Here is a 17,444-nt window from a genome sequence, read left to right on the forward strand (position 1 = left end):
GGTCCTTCCGATGGGGGTGGACGGTATCCGGGTCGCGCGGGAGGCGTGCTGCCTCCCGCGCGACCCGGCGGCCGGATCAGGCCTGGTCGGCCTGGCGACGGCGGTAGGCGACGGCGCCGGCGGCAGCCGCACCGACGGCGGCCAGGGCCCCGACACCGATGGCGGCTCGGTTCTCCGCACCGGCCGTGCTGCCGGCGCCGGTCTCGGCTCCACCGGCGGGTGCGGCACCCATCTGCGCGACCTCGAGCACACCGCAGGCGGCCGGGGCAGTGGCCTCCATGGGCAGCGACGGGTCGAGGTCGCTCATCACGTCGCCGTCGTAGGCGCCGCTGCCGTCCTCGTCGACCCCGTGCAGCACGAGAACGGCGGTGCCGTTCTCGAGGGCCGTGTGCACGTCGTCGGTCACCTCGAAGGTGCGCTCATAGCCGAGCGTGCCGTCGTCGGCGGTCGGGAACCGGTCGATGGCCAGGCCGCTGTCGGGGCCGGTGCCGCCGGTCGTGGTCAGGGACGACCCGATGGCGCCGTAGTACGGGGCGCCCTCGGTGACGCTGACGAAGCCGTCGCCGTTCTCGTCGTCGGCGTCGGTCGGGCACTGGCCCTGCGCGCCGATGTGGAAGTGCTGGGCGTGCGGGGAGCCGGCCAGGAGACCCGAGGCCTCGATCATGACGGTGGCGGCGTTGCCGTCCAGCGTCACCATGCCCGTGCCCTGGACCCCGGACTGGTTGAGTGCGCCGAGGTCGGCTTGGTAGCTCTGCGGGCCCTCGTGCGCCGAGGCGGCGGACGTGGACAGCAGCGGGAAGGCCGCGGCGGCGAGCGCGACGGTCGGGAGTGCGAGTGCCTTGCGCAAGGTGTGCTCCTCGTGGTCGGAATGGTGGCCGGAGCAGCGCGCGTTGCCGGGCAGGAGGTTCCTGCCGCCGCGCTGTTCGTCCTGCTTTCGGCGGCCGCGGTCGGATCGGTTCACCCCGGTCTGGGGGAATGCCGACCGCCCGGTTGGTGGTCGACCGCGGGCCGCGTGGTCGCCGACGCTGTCGCCGCCCGGGACAACCGGAAACCCGGCGGTGCGCGAAGGACGGGCATGACTGCTTCGCGACGCCCGCCCTGCGGCCGGGTCCACCGGCAGCGGGCAGCCACGCTGCTGCTCGCCCTGGTGGCCGGCGTGCTGTCGCTCGGTGCGCCCGCACTCGCGCACGACGGCCTGGTCAGCACGAGCCCCGCGGCCGGCGCCACCGTGGCCACGGGCCCCGCCGTCGTCGAGCTCGGCTTCACCGGCGAGACCCTCCCCCTCGGCACGCAGGTGGCGGTCACCGGCCCCGACGGCGCCACCGTGTCCGAGAGCCCCGCCGAGATCCAGGGCACGACGGTTGTCCAGGCGCTCGCGGCCGACCTGCCCGCCGGGAGCTACCGGGTGGAGTGGCGCAGCGCGTCGTCCGACGGGCACCCGCTGGTGGGCAGCTTCGACTTCACCGTGGCCGCGGGCAGGGCTCCGGCTGGTCCGGCATCCGTGGCGCCTCCGTCGGCGGCGGCCGACGGGGACGCGAGCACCGGCACGGACACCGCAGTCGCCGGCTCGGGCGGCCCCGCCGGCACGGACCTGGCGACGGTGTGGCCGGTCGTCGCCGCCGTCGTCCTCATCGGGCTGGGCGCCCTCCTCGTGGGCCGGCTGCGCAGGCGCGCGTGAGCCGCGCCGTTCCGCTGGCCCGCGCCCGTCCGGCCACCGTCGAGGACCGGCCGCCGCGGGGCGGCCGGGTGCCGTGGCGTGCTCTCGCTCTCACGGGCGTGGGCCTGGTCGCCGTCCTCGTCGCCGCGCTGGTCGTCGGGGGCGGGACCCCCGGCTCCGCCGCGTCCGGGCTGCCGGGCGCCGGCCGGGCCGTCGAGTGGGGGCTGCCGCTGGTCACGCTGGCCGGCCGGATCGCGGCCGTCGGCACGGTGGGCACGCTGCTCGCCGCCGCCGTCCTGCTGCCCGGCCGGGCCGGATCGCCCGCGGAGTCGCGGCGGGCGTGCCGGGCGGCGTCGGGCTGGGCGCTGGCCTGGACGGTCGCGACCGCACTGGCTGCGCTGCTCACGGTCAGCCGGCTGGTCGGCGTCGCACCCACGTCGCTGACCTGGGAGGCGCTGCGGATCTTCGTCGAGGACACCGGGGCCGGTCGCGCCGCCGTGCTGGTGGTGGTTCTCGGCGGCCTCGTCGCCGTCGCCGCCCGCCGCAGCACCGGGGCGCTCGCCGCCGGGCTCCTGCTGGTCCTGGCGCTGTCGGCGCACCTGGTCCCGGTCGTGCTCAGCGGCCACTCCGCCGGGGCGCAGGACCACGTGCTCGCGGTCACGACGCTCGGCGTCCACGTCGTCGCCGCGACCGTGTGGGTCGGTGGCCTGCTCGCCCTCCTCGCCATCGCGCGCCGCGGGGCGGCGTCGGCCGAGGCCGCGACCCGGTTCAGCCGCCTGGCGCTGGCCTGCTTCCTCGCGACGGCGGTCTCCGGCGTCCTCGCTGCCTCGCTGGTGCTCGGCGGCCCCGACGCGGCGCTCGCCGCGCTGGGTACCGGCTACGGCGCGTTGCTGCTGGCGAAGACCGCCGGGCTGACCGTCCTGGGTGTGCTCGGCCTGCACCACCGCCGGCTGACCCTCCCCCGGCTGCGCGCGGGCGACGGCCGCGACTTCCGCCGGTTCGCCGCGGGGGAGGTCCTGCTCATGCTCGCGACCGTGGCGCTCGCCGTCGCGCTCGCGGCGTCCCCGCCGCCGATGGACGCCGCGCACGCGGTCCCCGGGACCACCGCTCCGGCGGCCGGTCCTGCCGCGGACCCGATGGCCGGGCACGACCACGGGGAGCTGTCGGTCGGCGTGCTGGTCGACGGCACGCGCTTCCACGTCGCCGGCCCGGTCGCCGCCGGCTCCCGGGTGACCGTGCACAACGCCACCGAGGCGGAGGTGACGCTCACCGCGGCCGACGGGTCGTTCGACGTCGCCGTCCCCGGCGGGACACTGACGACCTTCCTGGCTCCTCAGCAGCCGGGTGAGTACCGCTTCACCAGCGGCCATTCGGCGTCATTCACCGACGTGCTCGTCGTCGAGTGACCGCGGTGCGCGCGCTGGCACGGTCGCGGTGCAGGGCCCCGCCGTCGGCCCCGTCCCGGTGCCGCCCTGAGCCCGCGGAGGGTGGGGACGACGGGGTCCTTCATTCGTCCTCGGTGCGGTAACCCAGGTTCGGGGAGAGCCACTTCTCCGCCTCGTCGACCGTCCAGCCCTTGCGCCGCGCGTAGTCCTCGACCTGGTCGCGGCCGACCCGGCCCAGGACGAAGTAGCGCGACTCCGGGTGGGAGAAGTACAGCCCGCTGACCGCCGCGCCCGGCCACATCGCCATGCTCTCGGTCAGCTCGATGCCGGTGGTCGCCTCGACGTCGAGCAGGTCCCAGATGGTGAGCTTCTCGGTGTGCTCCGGGTACGCCGGGTAGCCGGGCGCCGGGCGGATCCCGGCGTACCTCTCGGCGATCAGCGCCTCGTTGTCCAGGCGCTCGCCGGCCGCGTAGCCCCAGAACTCGGTGCGCACCCGCTCGTGCAGCCGTTCGGCGAACGCCTCGGCAAGCCGGTCGGCCAGCGCCTCCAGCAGAATCGCGCTGTAGTCGTCGTTGTCCTTCTTGAACGCCGCCACCCGCTCGGTCGACCCCAGGCCCGCCGTCACGGCGAACGCCCCGACGTAGTCGCGCAGCCCGGTCTCCTTCGGGGCGACGAAGTCGGCCAGCGATTTGCGGGGCGAGCCGTCGCGGCCCTCGGTCTGCTGGCGCAGCTGGTGCAGCGTCGTCCGGACGGCGGTGCGCGACTCGTCGGCGTACACCTCGATGTCGTCGCCGTCGACCTGGTTGGCCGGGAACAGCCCGAACACGCCGCTGGCGCGCAGCCACCGCTCCGCGACGATCCGGTCGAGCATCACCTGGGCGTCCTCGTACAGCCGCCGCGCGGCCTCGCCGGTCGCCGGGTTGTGCAGGATGTCGGGGAACCGGCCGCGCATCTCCCAGGCGTTGAAGAACGGCTGCCAGTCGATGTAGCCGCGCAGCTCCTCGAGCGGGTAGTCGGGGAACGTCTTGACGAACTGGGTGGCCCGGTCGTGCAGGTGGTCGCAGCCCGGGCCGCTGCACACGTCCTTCGCCTGCTGCAGCAGCATCCGCGGGCGCGGCGGGGTGTAGCCGCTCCACTCGATGGGCGTCGCGGCGGCGCGCGCGGCGGCGATCGGCAGCAGCGCGCGGCTGTCCTGGCGGGCGGCGTGCCGCTCCCGCAGCGCGGCGTAGTCGGCGTCGGTCTCGGCCAGCAGCGCCGGCCGCTGCTCGTCGGACAGCAGCGCGGCGACGACCGGGACCGACCGGGAGGCGTCCTTCACCCAGATGACCGGGCCGGAGTACTGCTGCGCCACCTTCACCGCCGTGTGCGCCCGGGACGTGGTGGCGCCGCCGATGAGCAGCGGGATCTCGAAGCCCTGCCGCTCCATCTCCGAGGCCAGGCTGACCATCTCGTCCAACGAGGGCGTGATGAGGCCGGAGACGCCGATGATGTCGGCGCCTTCGGCCTTGGCGGCGTCGAGGATGCGCTGCGCGGGAACCATGACGCCGAGGTCGACGACGTCGTAGTTGTTGCACTGCAGCACGACGCCGACGATGTTCTTGCCGATGTCGTGGACGTCGCCCTTCACGGTGGCCATGACGACCTTGCCGTTGCTCCGCTCGGCGTCACCGGGCTGCTTCTCCGCCTCGATGAACGGAATGAGGTAGGCGACGGCCTTCTTCATCACCCGGGCGGACTTGACCACCTGCGGCAGGAACATCTTCCCCTGACCGAACAGGTCGCCGACGACGTTCATGCCGGCCATCAGCGGGCCCTCGATGACCTCGATGGGCCGGCCGCCGCGGGCGGCGATCTCGGCCCGCAGCTCCTCGGTGTCGTCCTCGACGTGCGCGTCGATGCCCTTCACCAGCGCGTGGGTGATCCGCTCCCCCACCGGCAGGGTGCGCCACTCCTCGGTGGCGACCTCCCGGGCCGCGCCGTCGCCGGCGTAGTCGCCGGCGATCTCCAGCAGCCGCTCGGTGGCGTCGGGGCGCCGGTTGAGGACGACGTCCTCGATGCGCTCGCGCAGCTCGGCCGGCACCTCGTCGTACACCTCGAGGGCGCCGGCGTTGACGATGCCCATGTCCATGCCGGCGGCGATCGCGTGGAACAGGAACACCGCGTGGATGGCCTCGCGGACGCGGTTGTTGCCGCGGAAGGAGAAGGAGACGTTGGAGACACCGCCGGACACCAGCGCGCCCGGGAGGTGGGACTTGATCCAGCGGGTGGCCTCGATGAAGTCCAGGCCGTAGTTCGCGTGCTCCTCGATGCCCGTGGCGACGGCGAAGACGTTCGGGTCGAAGATGATGTCCTCGGCCGGGAAGCCGACCGTCCCGGTGAGGATGTCGTACGCCCGGCGGCAGATCTGCTTGCGGCGCTCGAGGTCGTCGGCCTGCCCGTCCTCGTCGAAGGCCATGACGACGACGGCCGCGCCGTACTTGCGGCACAGCTGCGCCTCGCGGACGAACTCCTCCTGGCCGTTCTTGAGCGAGATCGAGTTGACGATCGCCTTGCCCTGGACGCACTTGAGCCCCGCCTCGATGACCTCCCACTTCGATGAGTCGATCATCGTGGGAACGCGGCTGATGTCGGGCTCGGCGGCGATCAGCTTGGTGAAGCGGTCCATCGCCTCGACGCCGTCGATCATCCCCTCGTCCATGTTGACGTCGATGACCTGCGCGCCGGCCTCCACCTGCTGGCGGGCGACGGCGAGGGCGGCCGGGTAGTCCCCGGCCTTGATCAGGTTCCGGAAGCGGGCGGAGCCGGTGATGTTGGTGCGCTCGCCCACGTTGACGAAGAGACTCTCCTCGGTGACGACGAGCGGCTCCAGGCCCGACAGCCGGAGCGCGGCCCGGTGCTCGGCCGGCGTCCGAGGGGTGCCGCCCTCGACGGCCCGGGCGATGGCGGCGATGTGCGCCGGGGTGGTGCCGCAGCAGCCGCCGACCAGGTTGACGAATCCGCTGGCGGCGAACTCGGCGACGATCGACGCGGTCTCCTCAGGCGACTCGTCGTACTCGCCGAAGGCGTTGGGCAGGCCGGCGTTCGGGTAGCAGGAGACGAAGGTGTCGGCGACCCGGGAGATCTCGGCGATGTAGGGCCGCATCTCCTTCGCGCCGAGGGCGCAGTTCAGCCCCACCAGCAGCGGCTTCACGTGCCGGACCGAGTACCAGAACGCTTCGGTCACCTGACCGGAGAGGGTGCGGCCGGAGGCGTCGGTGATCGTGCCGGAGATGAGCACCGGCCAGCGGCGGCCGCGGTCCTCGAACAGGGTCTCCAGGGCGAAGATCGCCGCCTTGGCGTTGAGCGTGTCGAAGATCGTCTCGATCAGCAGCGCGTCCGCCCCGCCGTCGACCAGGCCGTTCGCCTGCTCCAGGTAGGCCTCGACGAGCTGGTCGAAGGTGACGTTGCGGGCGCCGGGGTCGTTGACGTCGGGCGAGATCGAGGCCGTCCGGCTGGTCGGGCCGATCGCCCCGACGACGAACCGGGGCTTGTCCGGCGTGCGCTCGGTCATCACGTCGCACTCGCGGCGGGCCAGCCGGGCCGAGGCGACGTTGAGCTCGTAGGCCAGCTCCTGCATGCCGTAGTCGGCCAGCGAGATGGTCGTGGCGTTGAAGGTGTTCGTCTCGATCAGGTCGGCGCCGGCCTCGAGGTACTCGCGGTGGATGCCGGCGATCAGCTCGGGCCGGGTGAGGCTGAGCAGGTCGTTGTTGCCCTGCACGTCGCTCGGCCAGTCGGCGAACCGCTCCCCGCGGTAGCCGGCCTCGTCCGGGCGGTCCCGCTGGATCGCCGTCCCCATCGCGCCGTCGAGCACCAGGATGCGCTGCTCGAGCAGAGCGGTGAGATGCGCGGTGGCGTCGGGACGGACGGAGGGGGGTACGGGCACGGGCTTCCTCGCGGTTCGATCGGGGCGCTGGGCCACCCGCGGCGCCCCCGGACGGGACACCGAGGGCGTCGACAGCAGCAACGTCTGGCCCATGGTCTCATTCCGCACGCCCCCGACCGGGTGGGCGGCGGGGAGCGCCGGGCGCGACCGTGGCGCGCAGCGGGGCCCGGCGGCCGGACCGACGTAGGCTGACAGGGGTGATCGATCCCCAGTCCAGCGCCGATGACCTTCCCCAGCTCACCGACCCGGTGGTCGTGGTGGCGTTCGAGGGCTGGAACGACGCCGGCGACGCCGCCACGGGGGCCGTCGAGCACCTGGAGCTGATCTGGGACGCCAAGCCGCTGGCCGCCCTGGATCCCGAGGACTACTACGACTTCCAGGTCAACCGGCCCACGGTCTCCCTGGTCGGCGGGGTCAGCCGGCGCATCGAGTGGCCGACCACCCGCATCTCGGTGGCTCGCCCCGAGGGCCTGGGCCGCGACGTCGTCCTCATCCGCGGCATCGAGCCCAACATGCGCTGGCGGAGCTTCTGCGAGGAGCTGATCGACGTCCTGGAGGAGCTCGACGTCTCGATCGTCGTCGCCCTCGGTGCCCTGCTCGCCGACACGCCGCACACCCGGCCCACGCCGGTCACCGGCTCGGCCTACGACGGCGATTCGGCCCGGGCCTACGGGCTGGAGACCTCCCGCTACGAGGGGCCGACGGGCATCCTCGGGGTGTTCCAGGACGCCTGCGTGCAGGCGGGGCTGCCGGCGATCAGCTTCTGGGCCGCCGTGCCGCACTACGTGTCCCAGCCGCCGTCCCCGCGTGCCACGGTCGCGCTCCTGCAGCGCGTCGAGGAGGTCCTGGAGACCACCGTGCCGCTGGGCGCCCTGCCGCAGCAGGCCGACGAGTGGGTGCAGACCGTCGACGAGATGGCCAACGAGGACGCCGAGGTCGTCGAGTACGTCCGGTCCCTGGAGGAGCGGGCCACGGAGGTCGACCTCTCGCAGGCCAACGGCGACCAGATCGCCCGCGAGTTCGAGAGGTATCTGCGCCGCCGCGGCGGCTCCGCCGGCGGCGGCGCCTGACCCCGGCTCCGCCGGTCAGCTCGTGGGCAGCAGCGGGCGCATCTGCGCCGACGTGTCGGTGCCGAACAACCGGTCGTGGGTGGCGAGGGCGAACCGGTCGGTCATCCCGGAGACGTAGTCGACGACCTGGGTGAGCGCGTCGGCTTCGGTGTCGCGGTAGGACGCCGGGATGAGCTCGGGATGGGCCAGGTGGTGGTCGACCAGCCGGCGGATGACGCCGATCGCCAGGTGCTTCTGCCCGGCGGCGACGTCGGAGGCGTAGACCCGGGCGAACATGAAGTCGCGCAGCTCGTGCATCGCCTCCAGCGCCTCGGCGTCCATGACCACCGCGCCGGCGGCGTTGGCCGGGGACAGCGACCCGGTGACGACGGCGTCGATCATCGTCCCCACCATCGCGCTGCCGGGCTGCCCGAACACGGCGACGGCGCGCGCCGGCAGGTCGGCGGTGCGGATGACCCCGGCTCGGGCCGCGTCCAGCGCGTCGTGGGACAGGTAGCCGATGCGGTCGGCGTAGCGCACGCACTCGGCCTCCCGGGTGGCCGGCGGCGGGTCGATCTTCCAGCTGTGCGCCCGGATGCCGTCGCGCACCTCCCAGGTCAGGTTGAGGTGCTCGAGGACCTCGACGATCCGCACGCCCTGGGCGGCGTGGTGCCAGCCACCGGCCACGTACGGGTCGAACGCCTCCTCCCCGATGTGCCCGAACGGCGAGTGCCCGACGTCGTGGCCGAGCGCGATCGCCTCGGCGAGCGGCTCGTTGAGGCCCAGTGCCCGGGCCAGCGAGCGCGCCACCTGGGTCACCTGCAGCGTGTGGGTCAGCCGGGTGACGAAGTGGTCGCCATCGGGGTTCAGGAAGACCTGCGTCTTGTGCTTGAGCCGCCGGAATGCCTTGGCGTGCAGGATGCGGTCGCGGTCCCGCTCGAAGGCGGTGCGCAGCGCATCCTCGGGCTCCTCGCGGATGCGCCCCCGGCTGCTCGCCGACCGGGTGGCGGCGGGCGCGAGGTGCTCCTCGGCCTGCTCGCGCGCCGCGCGGTCGGTCAACCGGAACGGGCCGGCGGGGGCGCTGGACATCAGCTGACCTGCAGCTCCACGCCGAGGAGCGCGTCGACGGCGTCGCACACCACCTGGGGCGCGAGCTCCTCGAGGTCCTGGCCGCCGGCCAGCGTGTGCTCGGCCCAGGCGTCGACCACGGCGATCGCGCCCGGGCTGTCGAGGTCGTCGGCCAGCCGCTCGCGGAGCCCGTGCAGGACCGCCCCGGCCGGGGCCCCGGCGTCCCGGGACACCGCGCGGCGCCACGTCGCCAGCCGCGCCTCGGCCTCGGTGAGCAGCTCGGCCGTCCAGGCCCGGTCGGTGCGGTAGTGGCCCGACAGCAGCGCGAGCCGGATGGCCATCGGGTCCACGCCCTCGCCGCGGAGCTTGGAGACGAAGACCAGGTTGCCGCGGCTCTTGCTCATCTTCTGCCCGTCCAGGCCGATCATCGCAGCGTGCACGTACGCCTGGGCGAAGGGCTTCGTGGCGGTGAGCGCCTCGGCGTGCACGGCGGAGAACTCGTGGTGCGGGAAGACCAGGTCGCTGCCGCCGCCCTGCACGTCGAACCCCATGCCGATGGTGTCCAGGGCGATCGTGGCGCACTCGATGTGCCAGCCGGGCCGCCCCGCGGCGCCGCGCGGGCCGGTCCACGACGGCTCACCGGGGCGCTGCCCGCGCCAGAGCAACGGGTCCAGCCGGTTGCGCTTGCCGGCCCGGTCGGGGTCTCCCCCGCGCTCGGCGAAGAAGCCCAGCATCGTCGGCTCGTCGTAGCCGGACTCCGAGCCGAACCCGGGCGCCTGCGCCACGTCGTGGTAGACGTCGCCGGTGTCGTCGTCGAGCACGTAGGCAAGCCCCTCGTCGAGCAGCCGCTCGATGTGCGCGACGATCCGCGGGATGGCCTCGACGGCGCCCACGAAGTCCTCCGGCGGCAGCACCCGCAGCGCCGTCATGTCTTCGCGGAACAGCGCTGTCTCGCGCATTCCCAGGACGATCCAGTCCTCCCGGTCGCGGTCGGCGCGCTCCAGCAGGGGGTCGTCGATGTCGGTGACGTTCTGGACGTAGTGGACCGCGTGCCCGGCGTCGCGCCACATCCGGTTGATCAGGTCGAAGGCCAGGTACGTGGCGGCGTGCCCGAGGTGGGTGGCGTCGTACGGGGTGATGCCGCAGACGTACATGCGGGCCGTCCGGTCGGGCGTGGTCGCGACGATCTGCCGCTGGGCGGTGTCGTAGACCTTGAGGACGGGGCCGGTGCCGGGCAGGGTCGGCAGCAGCGGAGCGGGCCAGGAGAGCACGGCACGAGCCTAGAGGCGAGGTCCGACGACGCTGCCCCGCCGGTCCGTGCCGGTCATCACGTCGGAGAGCACGCCGCCGGTCCCCCACCGGGCGGGCGAGGAGGAGCGATGGAGCTCGACGAGTACCTGCCGGCCCTGCGTCGGGCGGACGCCCGGTTCGCCGACGCCGCGGCGGAGGCGGTGCTGGCCTCCGGCTGGGGCGCCCGCGTGCCCGGCTGCCCGGAGTGGACGCTGGCCGACCTGGTCTGGCACCTGGCCGAGGTGCAGCACTTCTGGACCTGGGTGGTGCGCGCCCGCGCGGCGGACCGGTCGGCCTACGTGCGCCCGCGCCGCCACCCGGACGACGAGCTGCTGGGCTACGGCAGCGCGCGGAGCGCCGAGCTGGAGGCGGCGCTGGCCGGGGCCGCCCCGGACGAGCGGGTGTGGACGTGGGCGCCCCAGCAGGACGTCGCCTTCGTCCTGCGCCGGCAGCTGCAGGAGACGACCGTGCACACCGCCGACGTCGAGCAGGTCCGCGGCGACGTCCGGCCGATCCCCGCGGCGGTGGGCCTGGACGGGCTGGACGAGTGGCTGGAGGTCATGGTGCCCGCGGCCCTGCCCGACGGCCCGCCGGAGAGCGCGCACCCGGTGGTGTTCCACGCCGTGGACGCCGACGCGGAGCGGACGCTGTTCCCCGGCACGGCGCCGTTCCCGATCGCGGCGCTCACGGGCACGGCCGGCGACCTGCTGCTCGCGGTCTGGCGCCGGGTGCCGCTCGAGGTCCTCACCGTGGACGGCGACGGCCTGCAGGCCGCCGCGATGATCGGCCTCGTCGACCTCGAGTAGCACCGGAAGCCGTCCCGCGACGGCGACGGGCCTTCCGCGGGATCAGGTGACGCCGTGGCGGTCGAACCCCTCGCCGGTCGGCGGGGATGTCGTCGGTCTCCTGGCCGCGGTCGGAGCCCGGAGGGCGACAGTCAGAACGGCGGCCAGGGCAGGGCGGGCCACTCGCCGCTCGGCTCGGGGTGGCGGCCGGTGCGCAGCAGGTCGGTGACCCGTCGCTGGGTGCAGCGCACCTCGGTGCGGGTCAGGTGCTCGTGCAGCTGCTCCCCGAGCCCGTCGCGCAGGTCGTCGGCCAGCCGCTCCAGGACGGCCAGGGCCTCGGCGGGCAGCGGCTCGCCGGCCCAGCGCCACAGCAGCGTCCGCAGCTTCGGGTCGACGGAGAAGCAGATGCCGTGGTCGACGCCGTACACGTGGCCGTCGGGCATCGGGATGATGTGCCCGCCCTTGCGGTCGGCGTTGTTGACCACGGCGTCGAAGATCGCCATGCGGCGCAGCGCGGGGTCGTCCCGGCGCACGAACGCGGCCAGGTCGACATCCGGGTCGCCGTCCATCCACAGCTGGACCATGCCGGGGCCGAACGGGCCCTCCCGCAGCACCGTGGGCGGCACGACGTGCCAGCCGGTCGCCTCCGACACCAGGTACGCGGAGATCTCCCGGCCGGCGAGGGTGCCGTCGGGGAAATCCCACAGCGGCCGCTCCCCGGCGACGGGCTTGTAGACGCACTCCGCGGCGAGGGTGTCGGTGCGGATGGCGCCGACGAGCGTCACGTTGGACGCGTCCACCATCCGGGCCTCGACGTCGATTTCCCCCTCGGTGAGCAGCCGGTGGGCCTCGGCGTCATCGGCGGGCGGGCGGAGACCGGGGTCGGCGGGCTGCTCGCTCACGGAGGCGTCGCCGCTCAGCGGCGGTAGCCGTTCTGCCGCGGGCACACGTGCCCGACCGGGTCGAGCGGCAGCGAGCACAGCGGGCACGACGGGCGGCCGGCCGCGACCACCCGGAGGGCGCGGGCCACGAAGGCGCGCGCGGCCATCGGCGTGATCGTCACCCGCAGCGCGTCGGGGCCCTCGTCGCTGTCGGAGAGGATGGCGTCCTCGTCGATGGGCTCCTCGCCGGCGGCGACGGCCTCCACCACGACCGCCTCGGCGGCGCCGTCCCAGGCCAGGCCCATGGCGGCGACCCGGAACTCCTCCTCGACCGGCGCCGTCAGCGGCTCCAGGTCGTCGACGTCGGCCTCGGCCGGGACCACCGAGTCGGCCCGGTTGCTGACCTCGTCGAGCAGCTCGTTCATCCGGTCGGCCAGGACCTGCACCTGGGTCTTCTCCAGCGCCACGCTGACCGTGCGGCCGGTGTCGTCGGTGGCCTGCAGGTAGAAGGTGCGGTCCCCGGGCTGCCCCACCGTTCCTGCGACGAACCGGCTGGGGCGATCGAATTGATGGACCTGGCGGGACACGCACCCAGGTTACGCGGGGGCGCCGACGACCTGCCGGGACGACCCGCGGGCGACGGCGACCCCGACGGCTCAGGCGGGGGCGCCGGCCCCGCCGCCCACCACGGCGTCGGAGGACGCCTTGCGCCGGCGGCCCTTGCGCGGCGGCGGGATCAGGGCCGAGACGTCGCCCCCGGTGTCGTTGATCCGCCCGACGAACGGCCGGGTGTCGGTGTAGGACACCACGGAGATGGACGCCGGGTCGACGACGATCCGCTGGAAGGAGTCCAGGTGCATGCCGAGCGCGTCGGCCAGGATCGCCTTGATGACGTCGCCGTGGCTGCAGACCAGCCACATCGCGTCGGCGCCGAGCCGGGCGTTCCACTCGCGCACCGCGGCCACGGCGCGGGACTGGGTCTGGGCGAGCCCCTCCCCCGCGGGCCCGGGGAAGACGGCTGCGGACGGGTGCTGCTGCACGACCTTCCACAGCGGTTCCTTGACCAGCTCCTTGATGCTGCGGCCGGTCCAGTCGCCGTAGCGGGCCTCGCCCAGCCGGTCGTCGGTCGCGAGCTCGAGCTGCCGATCGGCCAGGACGGCGCCCGCCGTCTGCTGGCAGCGCTCCAGGGGGCTGCTGACGACGGCGGCCAGCGGCACCTTCGCCAGCCGCTCCGACACCGCCTGCACCTGCGCCTGGCCGGTGTCGTCCAGCTGCACCCCCGGCGTCCAGCCGGCCAGCACGCCCCCGGCGTTGGCGGTCGTCCGGCCGTGCCGCAAGAGGATGACGGTGGTCACGGGGCCGAGCCTAGGCGGTCGCGGGAGGCGACCCGCTGGTCGGCGGAGCCCCGCCGCGCGCCTGACCTCAGCGCGGGATCGGCGGGGAGGTGATCTCCGTCGAACTCACCGGGTCGAGCACACCGGTGAGGACGAGCACGAGGATGAGCACCCCGAGCACGATGCGGTAGACGACGAACGGCACGTAGCTGCCGCGGTCGAGGTAGCGCAGCAACCAGGCGATGACGACGAGGCCGATGCCGAAGGCGAGCACCGTCGCGAGGATCGTCGGCCCCCAGGCCACCTCGGCACCGGCGACCTCACCGGTGAGCGCCTCGTACACCTGGAAGAAGCCCGCGCCCAGCACCGCCGGAACGGCCAGCAGGAACGAGTAGCGGGCCGCCGCCGACCGGGTGTAGCCGAGGAAGAGACCGGCGGTGATGGTGCCGCCGGAGCGGGAGACGCCGGGGATCAGCGCCATCGCCTGGGCGAACCCGAAGGCGATGCCGTGCCCGACGGTCAGCTTCCGGAGCTCGCGCTGCTTGGCGCCCACACGGTCGGCCCAGAACAGGACCAGCGAGAAGAGGATCAGCGCGACGGCGACGATCCGCAGGTCCCGCAGCGTCGTCTCGATCGAGTCCTGGAACAGCAGGCCCAGGACGACGATCGGCAGCGTGCCGACGATGATCAGCCAGCCCATGCGGGCATCGGGGTCACCCTTCCGGCGGCCGCCGAGGGAGGCGACCCAGGCGGTGATGATCCGCCAGATGTCGTGCCGGAAGTACAGCAGGACGGCGGCCTCGGTGCCGATCTGGGTGATGGCGGTGAACGCCGCGCCGGGGTCGTCCCAGCCGAAGGCTTCCCCCACCACGCGCAGGTGGGCGCTGGAGGAGATCGGCAGGAACTCGGTCAGCCCCTGGACGAGGCCGAGGACGACCGCCTCGATCCATCCCACCGTCAGCACCCCCCGGTGGACGGGCGGGCGGCCGGACGGGAGCAGGAGCGTTCGGGCACGGGTGCTGACCCTAGGTGCCGGCCCGGGGCGGCCGGGCGCGCCGCACCGGAGGCCCGGGTGCTCCCGGGTGCGGGCCGGGCGGCGGCGGTAGGTTGGCCGGTCGTGGAGCAACGGGCGTTGGGACGCAGCGGTCTGGTCGTGTCCCGGCTCGCGCTGGGCACCATGACGTGGGGCGGGGACACCGACGAGGACGAGGCAGCCATGCAGCTGACGGCGTTCGTCGACGCCGGCGGCACGCTGGTCGACACCGCCGACGTCTACCGCGACGGGGAGAGCGAGCGGGTCCTGGGTCACCTGCTGGCCGACGTCGTCCCGCGATCCGACGTCGTCGTCGCCACGAAGGCCGTCGGGCGCACCGGGCCGGGGCCGACGGGCCGCGGCGCCTCCCGCGGGCACCTCATCTCGGCGCTGGACGCCTCCCTGGAGCGCCTCGGCCTGGACTACGTGGATCTCTGGCAGCTGCAGGCCTGGGACGAGACGACGCCGCTGGAGGAGACCCTCGCCGCCTGCGACGTCGCCGTCTCCTCGGGCCGGGTGCGCTACGTCGGCATCAGCAACTTCACCGGCTGGCAGACCGCCCAGGCCGCGACCTGGCAGCGGGCGTGGCCGGGCCGCACGCCGCTGGTGAGCACCCAGGTGGAGTACTCGCTGCTGCAGCGCGGGGTCGAGCGGGAGGTCGTGCCCGCGGCGGAGTCGCTCGGCCTGGGCGTGCTGGCGTGGTCGCCGCTGGGCCGCGGGCTCCTGACCGGCAAGTACCGGCACAGCACCCCCTCGGAGTCCCGTGGTGCCGCGCCGCAGTGGCAGGGATTCATCGACGGGCTCCGGTCGTCGAAATCCGACCGCATCGTGGAGGCGGTCATCACCGCCGCCGAGGGCCTGGGCACCAGCCCGCTGGCCGTGGCGCTGGCCTGGGTGCGCGATCGGCCGGGGGTGGTCGCCCCGGTGGTCGGCGCCCGCACCGCCCAGCAGCTGCAGGCCTCGCTCGACGCCGACGGCGTCCGGCTGCCCGCCGCGATCCGCACGGCGCTCGAGGACGTCTCCGCGCCGCCCTTCAGCTATCCCGAGCGACGGTCGCACCGGTGACGGCCGACCCGACCACCCCCGGCCCGGACCTGGTCTTCGCGGCCTTCTGCACCGCCGGGCTGTGGCCCGGCCTGGGCAAGCGGACGGCGGCGGAGCTCCCGGCCGCGGGCATCACCGGCCCCGACGACGTCACCGCCGACCGGCTGACGAAGCTGCCGCGGGTGGGCCGCCAGCGGGCCGAGCGGTTGTTCTCCAGCTTCCTCGCCGCCGCGCCCACCTACGAGGTGGTGCAGATGCTGGTGACGGCAGGGCTGCCCGCCAAGCTGGCCGCCGGCGTCGCCGACGGGCTGGGACCCGACGCCGCGCGGCGGCTGCGCGACGATCCCTGGGCGCTCCTCGGGCTGCCCGGCGTGACGCTCGGGGACGCCGACCGGCTGGCCATCGCCGTCCTCGCGGGGGCCGACCGGCAGGACGCCCGCCGCGGCCGGGCCATCGTCGGGCTGACGCTGCGGACCGCGACCCGCGACGGGCACACCGTCCTGCCGATCGACCTGGTCGTGGCGGCGCTGCGCGCCGAGGGCATCGGCGACCCCGCCGCGGCGGTGGTGGCGGCCGTCGACTCCGGCGAGGTCCTCGAGCACGAGCCTCCCGAGCCGGAGTTCGACGAGGACCGGGTGGGCGGGGAGGACGGCGCAGCGCCGGGCCCATCGCTGCGCACGCTCTCGCTGGCCCGGTTCGGCATGGCCGAGGAGGCCGTGGCCGAGGGCGTCGCCCGGCTGGCGGCCGCGGCGGAGCGGATCGCCGATCCCGCGTCGGTGCGCTCGGTCGCCAAGGGGCTGGACGAGGCGCAGAAGCAGGCCGTGGCGCAGGTGCTCTCGGCCGGGGTCAGCCTGCTCACCGGTGGTCCCGGCACCGGCAAGAGCCGCACCGTCGCGGCGGTGGTGAAGCTGCTGCAGGCCAAGGGCACCGACGTCGCGCTGGCCGCGCCCACCGGCCGGGCCGCCAAGCGCCTGGAGGAGCTGACCGACCACCCCGCGGTCACGGTGCACCGGCTGCTCGGCGCCCAGGGCGCCTCGGGTGGCTTCTCCCGGAACGAGGAGTGGCCGCTGGACGCCGACGTCGTGGTGGTCGACGAGGCCTCGATGCTCGACGTCGAGCTGACCGCGGCGCTGCTGGAGGCGTGCCCGGACGGCACGCACCTGCTGCTGGTCGGCGACCCGGCGCAGCTGCCCTCGATCGGGCCGGGGCACGTGCTCGGCGACCTCATCGACTCCGGCGTCGTGCCGGTGACCGAGCTGACCACCCTGTACCGCCAGGCGGAGGGCGGGGCGATCGCCCGGCTGGCCTCGGCGGTGCGCAGCGGTGAGCTCCCACCCGTGGACTCCCCCGACCGCGAGGTGGTGGTCGTCCCCGCCACCGGCAGCGCCGAGGCCTCGCGGCGGGTGGTGCAGCTGGTCACCGACTCCATCCCCCGGGCGCTGGGCATCGAGCCGGCCGCGGTGCAGGTGGTCACCCCCGTGCACCGCGGCCCGGCCGGCACCATCGAGCTGAACAAGGCGCTCAAGGCGAAGCTCAACCCCGGTGACGGCGCGGTCTTCGGCTTCGACCCCGGCGACCGCGTGGTCGCGACCGCCAACCACCTCGACCTGGAGCCCACCGGGTTCGCCAACGGCGAGGTCGGCGTGGTCACCGGCACCGGCGAGGGGTCGCTGAACGTGGACTTCAGCTCCGGGCCGGTCACGGTCAACGGCCAGGCGCTGTTCGACCTGCGGCACGGCTGGGCCATCACCGTGCACCGGGCGCAGGGCTCGGAGTGGCCGGGCGTCGTGGTCGTACTGCCGCCCGAGGCCGGCGGGATGCTGTCCCGCCCGCTGGTCTACACCGCCCTGACCCGGGCGCAGCGGCACCTGTCGATCGTGCACGCCAGCGGTGCGGCCCTGGCCCGGGCCGTCCGCGACGTGGACGTGCGTCCGCGCCGCACCCGGCTGGCGGAGCTGCTGCGCGAGATCGCCGGGTGAGCTGAGGCTCCGGAGGG

General features: G+C 74.4%; 14 protein-coding genes. 6 read left to right on the forward strand and 8 right to left on the reverse strand.

Going from position 1 to position 17,444, the window contains the following annotated elements; translation table 11 throughout:
• Positions 1-76: 76 nt before the first annotated feature.
• Positions 77-847: a hypothetical protein gene (locus ACI791_RS06945; protein WP_456585380.1), complete on the reverse strand. Its 771-nt coding sequence runs from the start codon at positions 845-847 to the stop codon at positions 77-79.
• A gap of 228 nt (positions 848-1,075) precedes the next feature.
• Between ACI791_RS06945 and ACI791_RS06950 the strand changes: the two genes are divergently transcribed.
• Together ACI791_RS06950 and ACI791_RS06955 are read left to right on the forward strand one after the other, a co-directional pair.
• Complete coding sequence (locus ACI791_RS06950; protein WP_456585381.1) at positions 1,076-1,678, forward strand: copper resistance CopC family protein; 603 nt, start codon at positions 1,076-1,078, stop codon at positions 1,676-1,678.
• Positions 1,675-3,063, forward strand: coding sequence for a copper resistance D family protein (locus ACI791_RS06955; protein WP_456585382.1), 1,389 nt, complete (start codon positions 1,675-1,677; stop codon positions 3,061-3,063). The genes ACI791_RS06950 and ACI791_RS06955 overlap by 4 nt, the downstream gene beginning before the upstream one ends.
• Positions 3,064-3,163: 100 nt before the next feature.
• Here ACI791_RS06955 and metH read toward each other — a convergent pair whose 3' ends face one another.
• Entirely contained in the window at positions 3,164-6,964 is a 3,801-nt protein-coding gene (gene metH / locus ACI791_RS06960; RefSeq protein ID WP_456585383.1) for a methionine synthase, read from the reverse strand.
• A 197-nt stretch (positions 6,965-7,161) separates the two neighbouring features.
• Here metH and ACI791_RS06965 point away from each other — a divergent pair, with 197 nt between their 5' ends.
• Positions 7,162-8,034 (forward strand): PAC2 family protein, encoded by an 873-nt coding sequence (locus ACI791_RS06965; RefSeq protein WP_456585384.1) that lies wholly within the window; start codon positions 7,162-7,164, stop codon positions 8,032-8,034.
• 15 nt (positions 8,035-8,049) lie between these two features.
• Here the strand turns inward: ACI791_RS06965 and ACI791_RS06970 are convergent, their stop codons facing one another.
• Positions 8,050-9,102 (reverse strand): HD domain-containing protein, encoded by a 1,053-nt coding sequence (locus ACI791_RS06970; protein ID WP_456585385.1) that lies wholly within the window; start codon positions 9,100-9,102, stop codon positions 8,050-8,052.
• Positions 9,102-10,352 (reverse strand): cysteine--1-D-myo-inosityl 2-amino-2-deoxy-alpha-D-glucopyranoside ligase, encoded by a 1,251-nt coding sequence (gene mshC / locus ACI791_RS06975; protein ID WP_456585386.1) that lies wholly within the window; start codon positions 10,350-10,352, stop codon positions 9,102-9,104. The genes ACI791_RS06970 and mshC overlap by 1 nt, the downstream gene beginning before the upstream one ends.
• A gap of 108 nt (positions 10,353-10,460) precedes the next feature.
• Between mshC and ACI791_RS06980 the strand changes: the two genes are divergently transcribed.
• Complete coding sequence (locus ACI791_RS06980) at positions 10,461-11,177, forward strand: maleylpyruvate isomerase N-terminal domain-containing protein (protein ID WP_456585387.1); 717 nt, start codon at positions 10,461-10,463, stop codon at positions 11,175-11,177.
• Between the two features lie 131 nt (positions 11,178-11,308).
• Here the strand turns inward: ACI791_RS06980 and ACI791_RS06985 are convergent, their stop codons facing one another.
• From ACI791_RS06985 to ACI791_RS07000, 4 genes are all read right to left on the reverse strand, one after another.
• Positions 11,309-12,058 (reverse strand): SCO1664 family protein, encoded by a 750-nt coding sequence (locus ACI791_RS06985; RefSeq protein ID WP_456585388.1) that lies wholly within the window; start codon positions 12,056-12,058, stop codon positions 11,309-11,311.
• Positions 12,059-12,072: 14 nt separating this feature from the next.
• On the reverse strand, positions 12,073-12,624 hold the full coding sequence (locus ACI791_RS06990) for a DUF3090 family protein (RefSeq protein WP_456585389.1): 552 nt from the start codon (positions 12,622-12,624) through the stop codon (positions 12,073-12,075).
• A 69-nt stretch (positions 12,625-12,693) separates the two neighbouring features.
• Entirely contained in the window at positions 12,694-13,392 is a 699-nt protein-coding gene (locus ACI791_RS06995; protein ID WP_456585390.1) for a histidine phosphatase family protein, read from the reverse strand.
• A gap of 67 nt (positions 13,393-13,459) precedes the next feature.
• A complete protein-coding gene (locus ACI791_RS07000) occupies positions 13,460-14,326 on the reverse strand; it encodes an undecaprenyl-diphosphate phosphatase (RefSeq protein ID WP_456585391.1) in 867 nt (288 codons plus the stop codon).
• 177 nt (positions 14,327-14,503) lie between these two features.
• Between ACI791_RS07000 and ACI791_RS07005 the strand changes: the two genes are divergently transcribed.
• Together ACI791_RS07005 and ACI791_RS07010 are read left to right on the forward strand one after the other, a co-directional pair.
• Complete coding sequence (locus ACI791_RS07005; protein ID WP_456585392.1) at positions 14,504-15,469, forward strand: aldo/keto reductase; 966 nt, start codon at positions 14,504-14,506, stop codon at positions 15,467-15,469.
• The gene (locus ACI791_RS07010; protein WP_456585393.1) at positions 15,466-17,427 is read left to right on the forward strand and encodes an AAA family ATPase; all 1,962 of its coding nucleotides are present in this window, start codon (positions 15,466-15,468) and stop codon (positions 17,425-17,427) included. The genes ACI791_RS07005 and ACI791_RS07010 overlap by 4 nt, the downstream gene beginning before the upstream one ends.
• Positions 17,428-17,444: the final 17 nt, after the last annotated feature.

It is taken from the genome of Blastococcus sp. SYSU DS0973, assembly GCF_054051055.1.

Excerpts from the sequence above, each read along its gene's own strand:
- ACI791_RS06950 (WP_456585381.1), top strand. The coding sequence starts at position 1,076 with ATGACTGCTTCGCGACGCCCGCCCTGCGGCCGGGTCCACCGGCAGCGG.
- ACI791_RS06970 (WP_456585385.1), bottom strand. The coding sequence starts at position 9,102 with ATGTCCAGCGCCCCCGCCGGCCCGTTCCGGTTGACCGACCGCGCGGCG.
- ACI791_RS06980 (WP_456585387.1), top strand. The coding sequence starts at position 10,461 with ATGGAGCTCGACGAGTACCTGCCGGCCCTGCGTCGGGCGGACGCCCGG.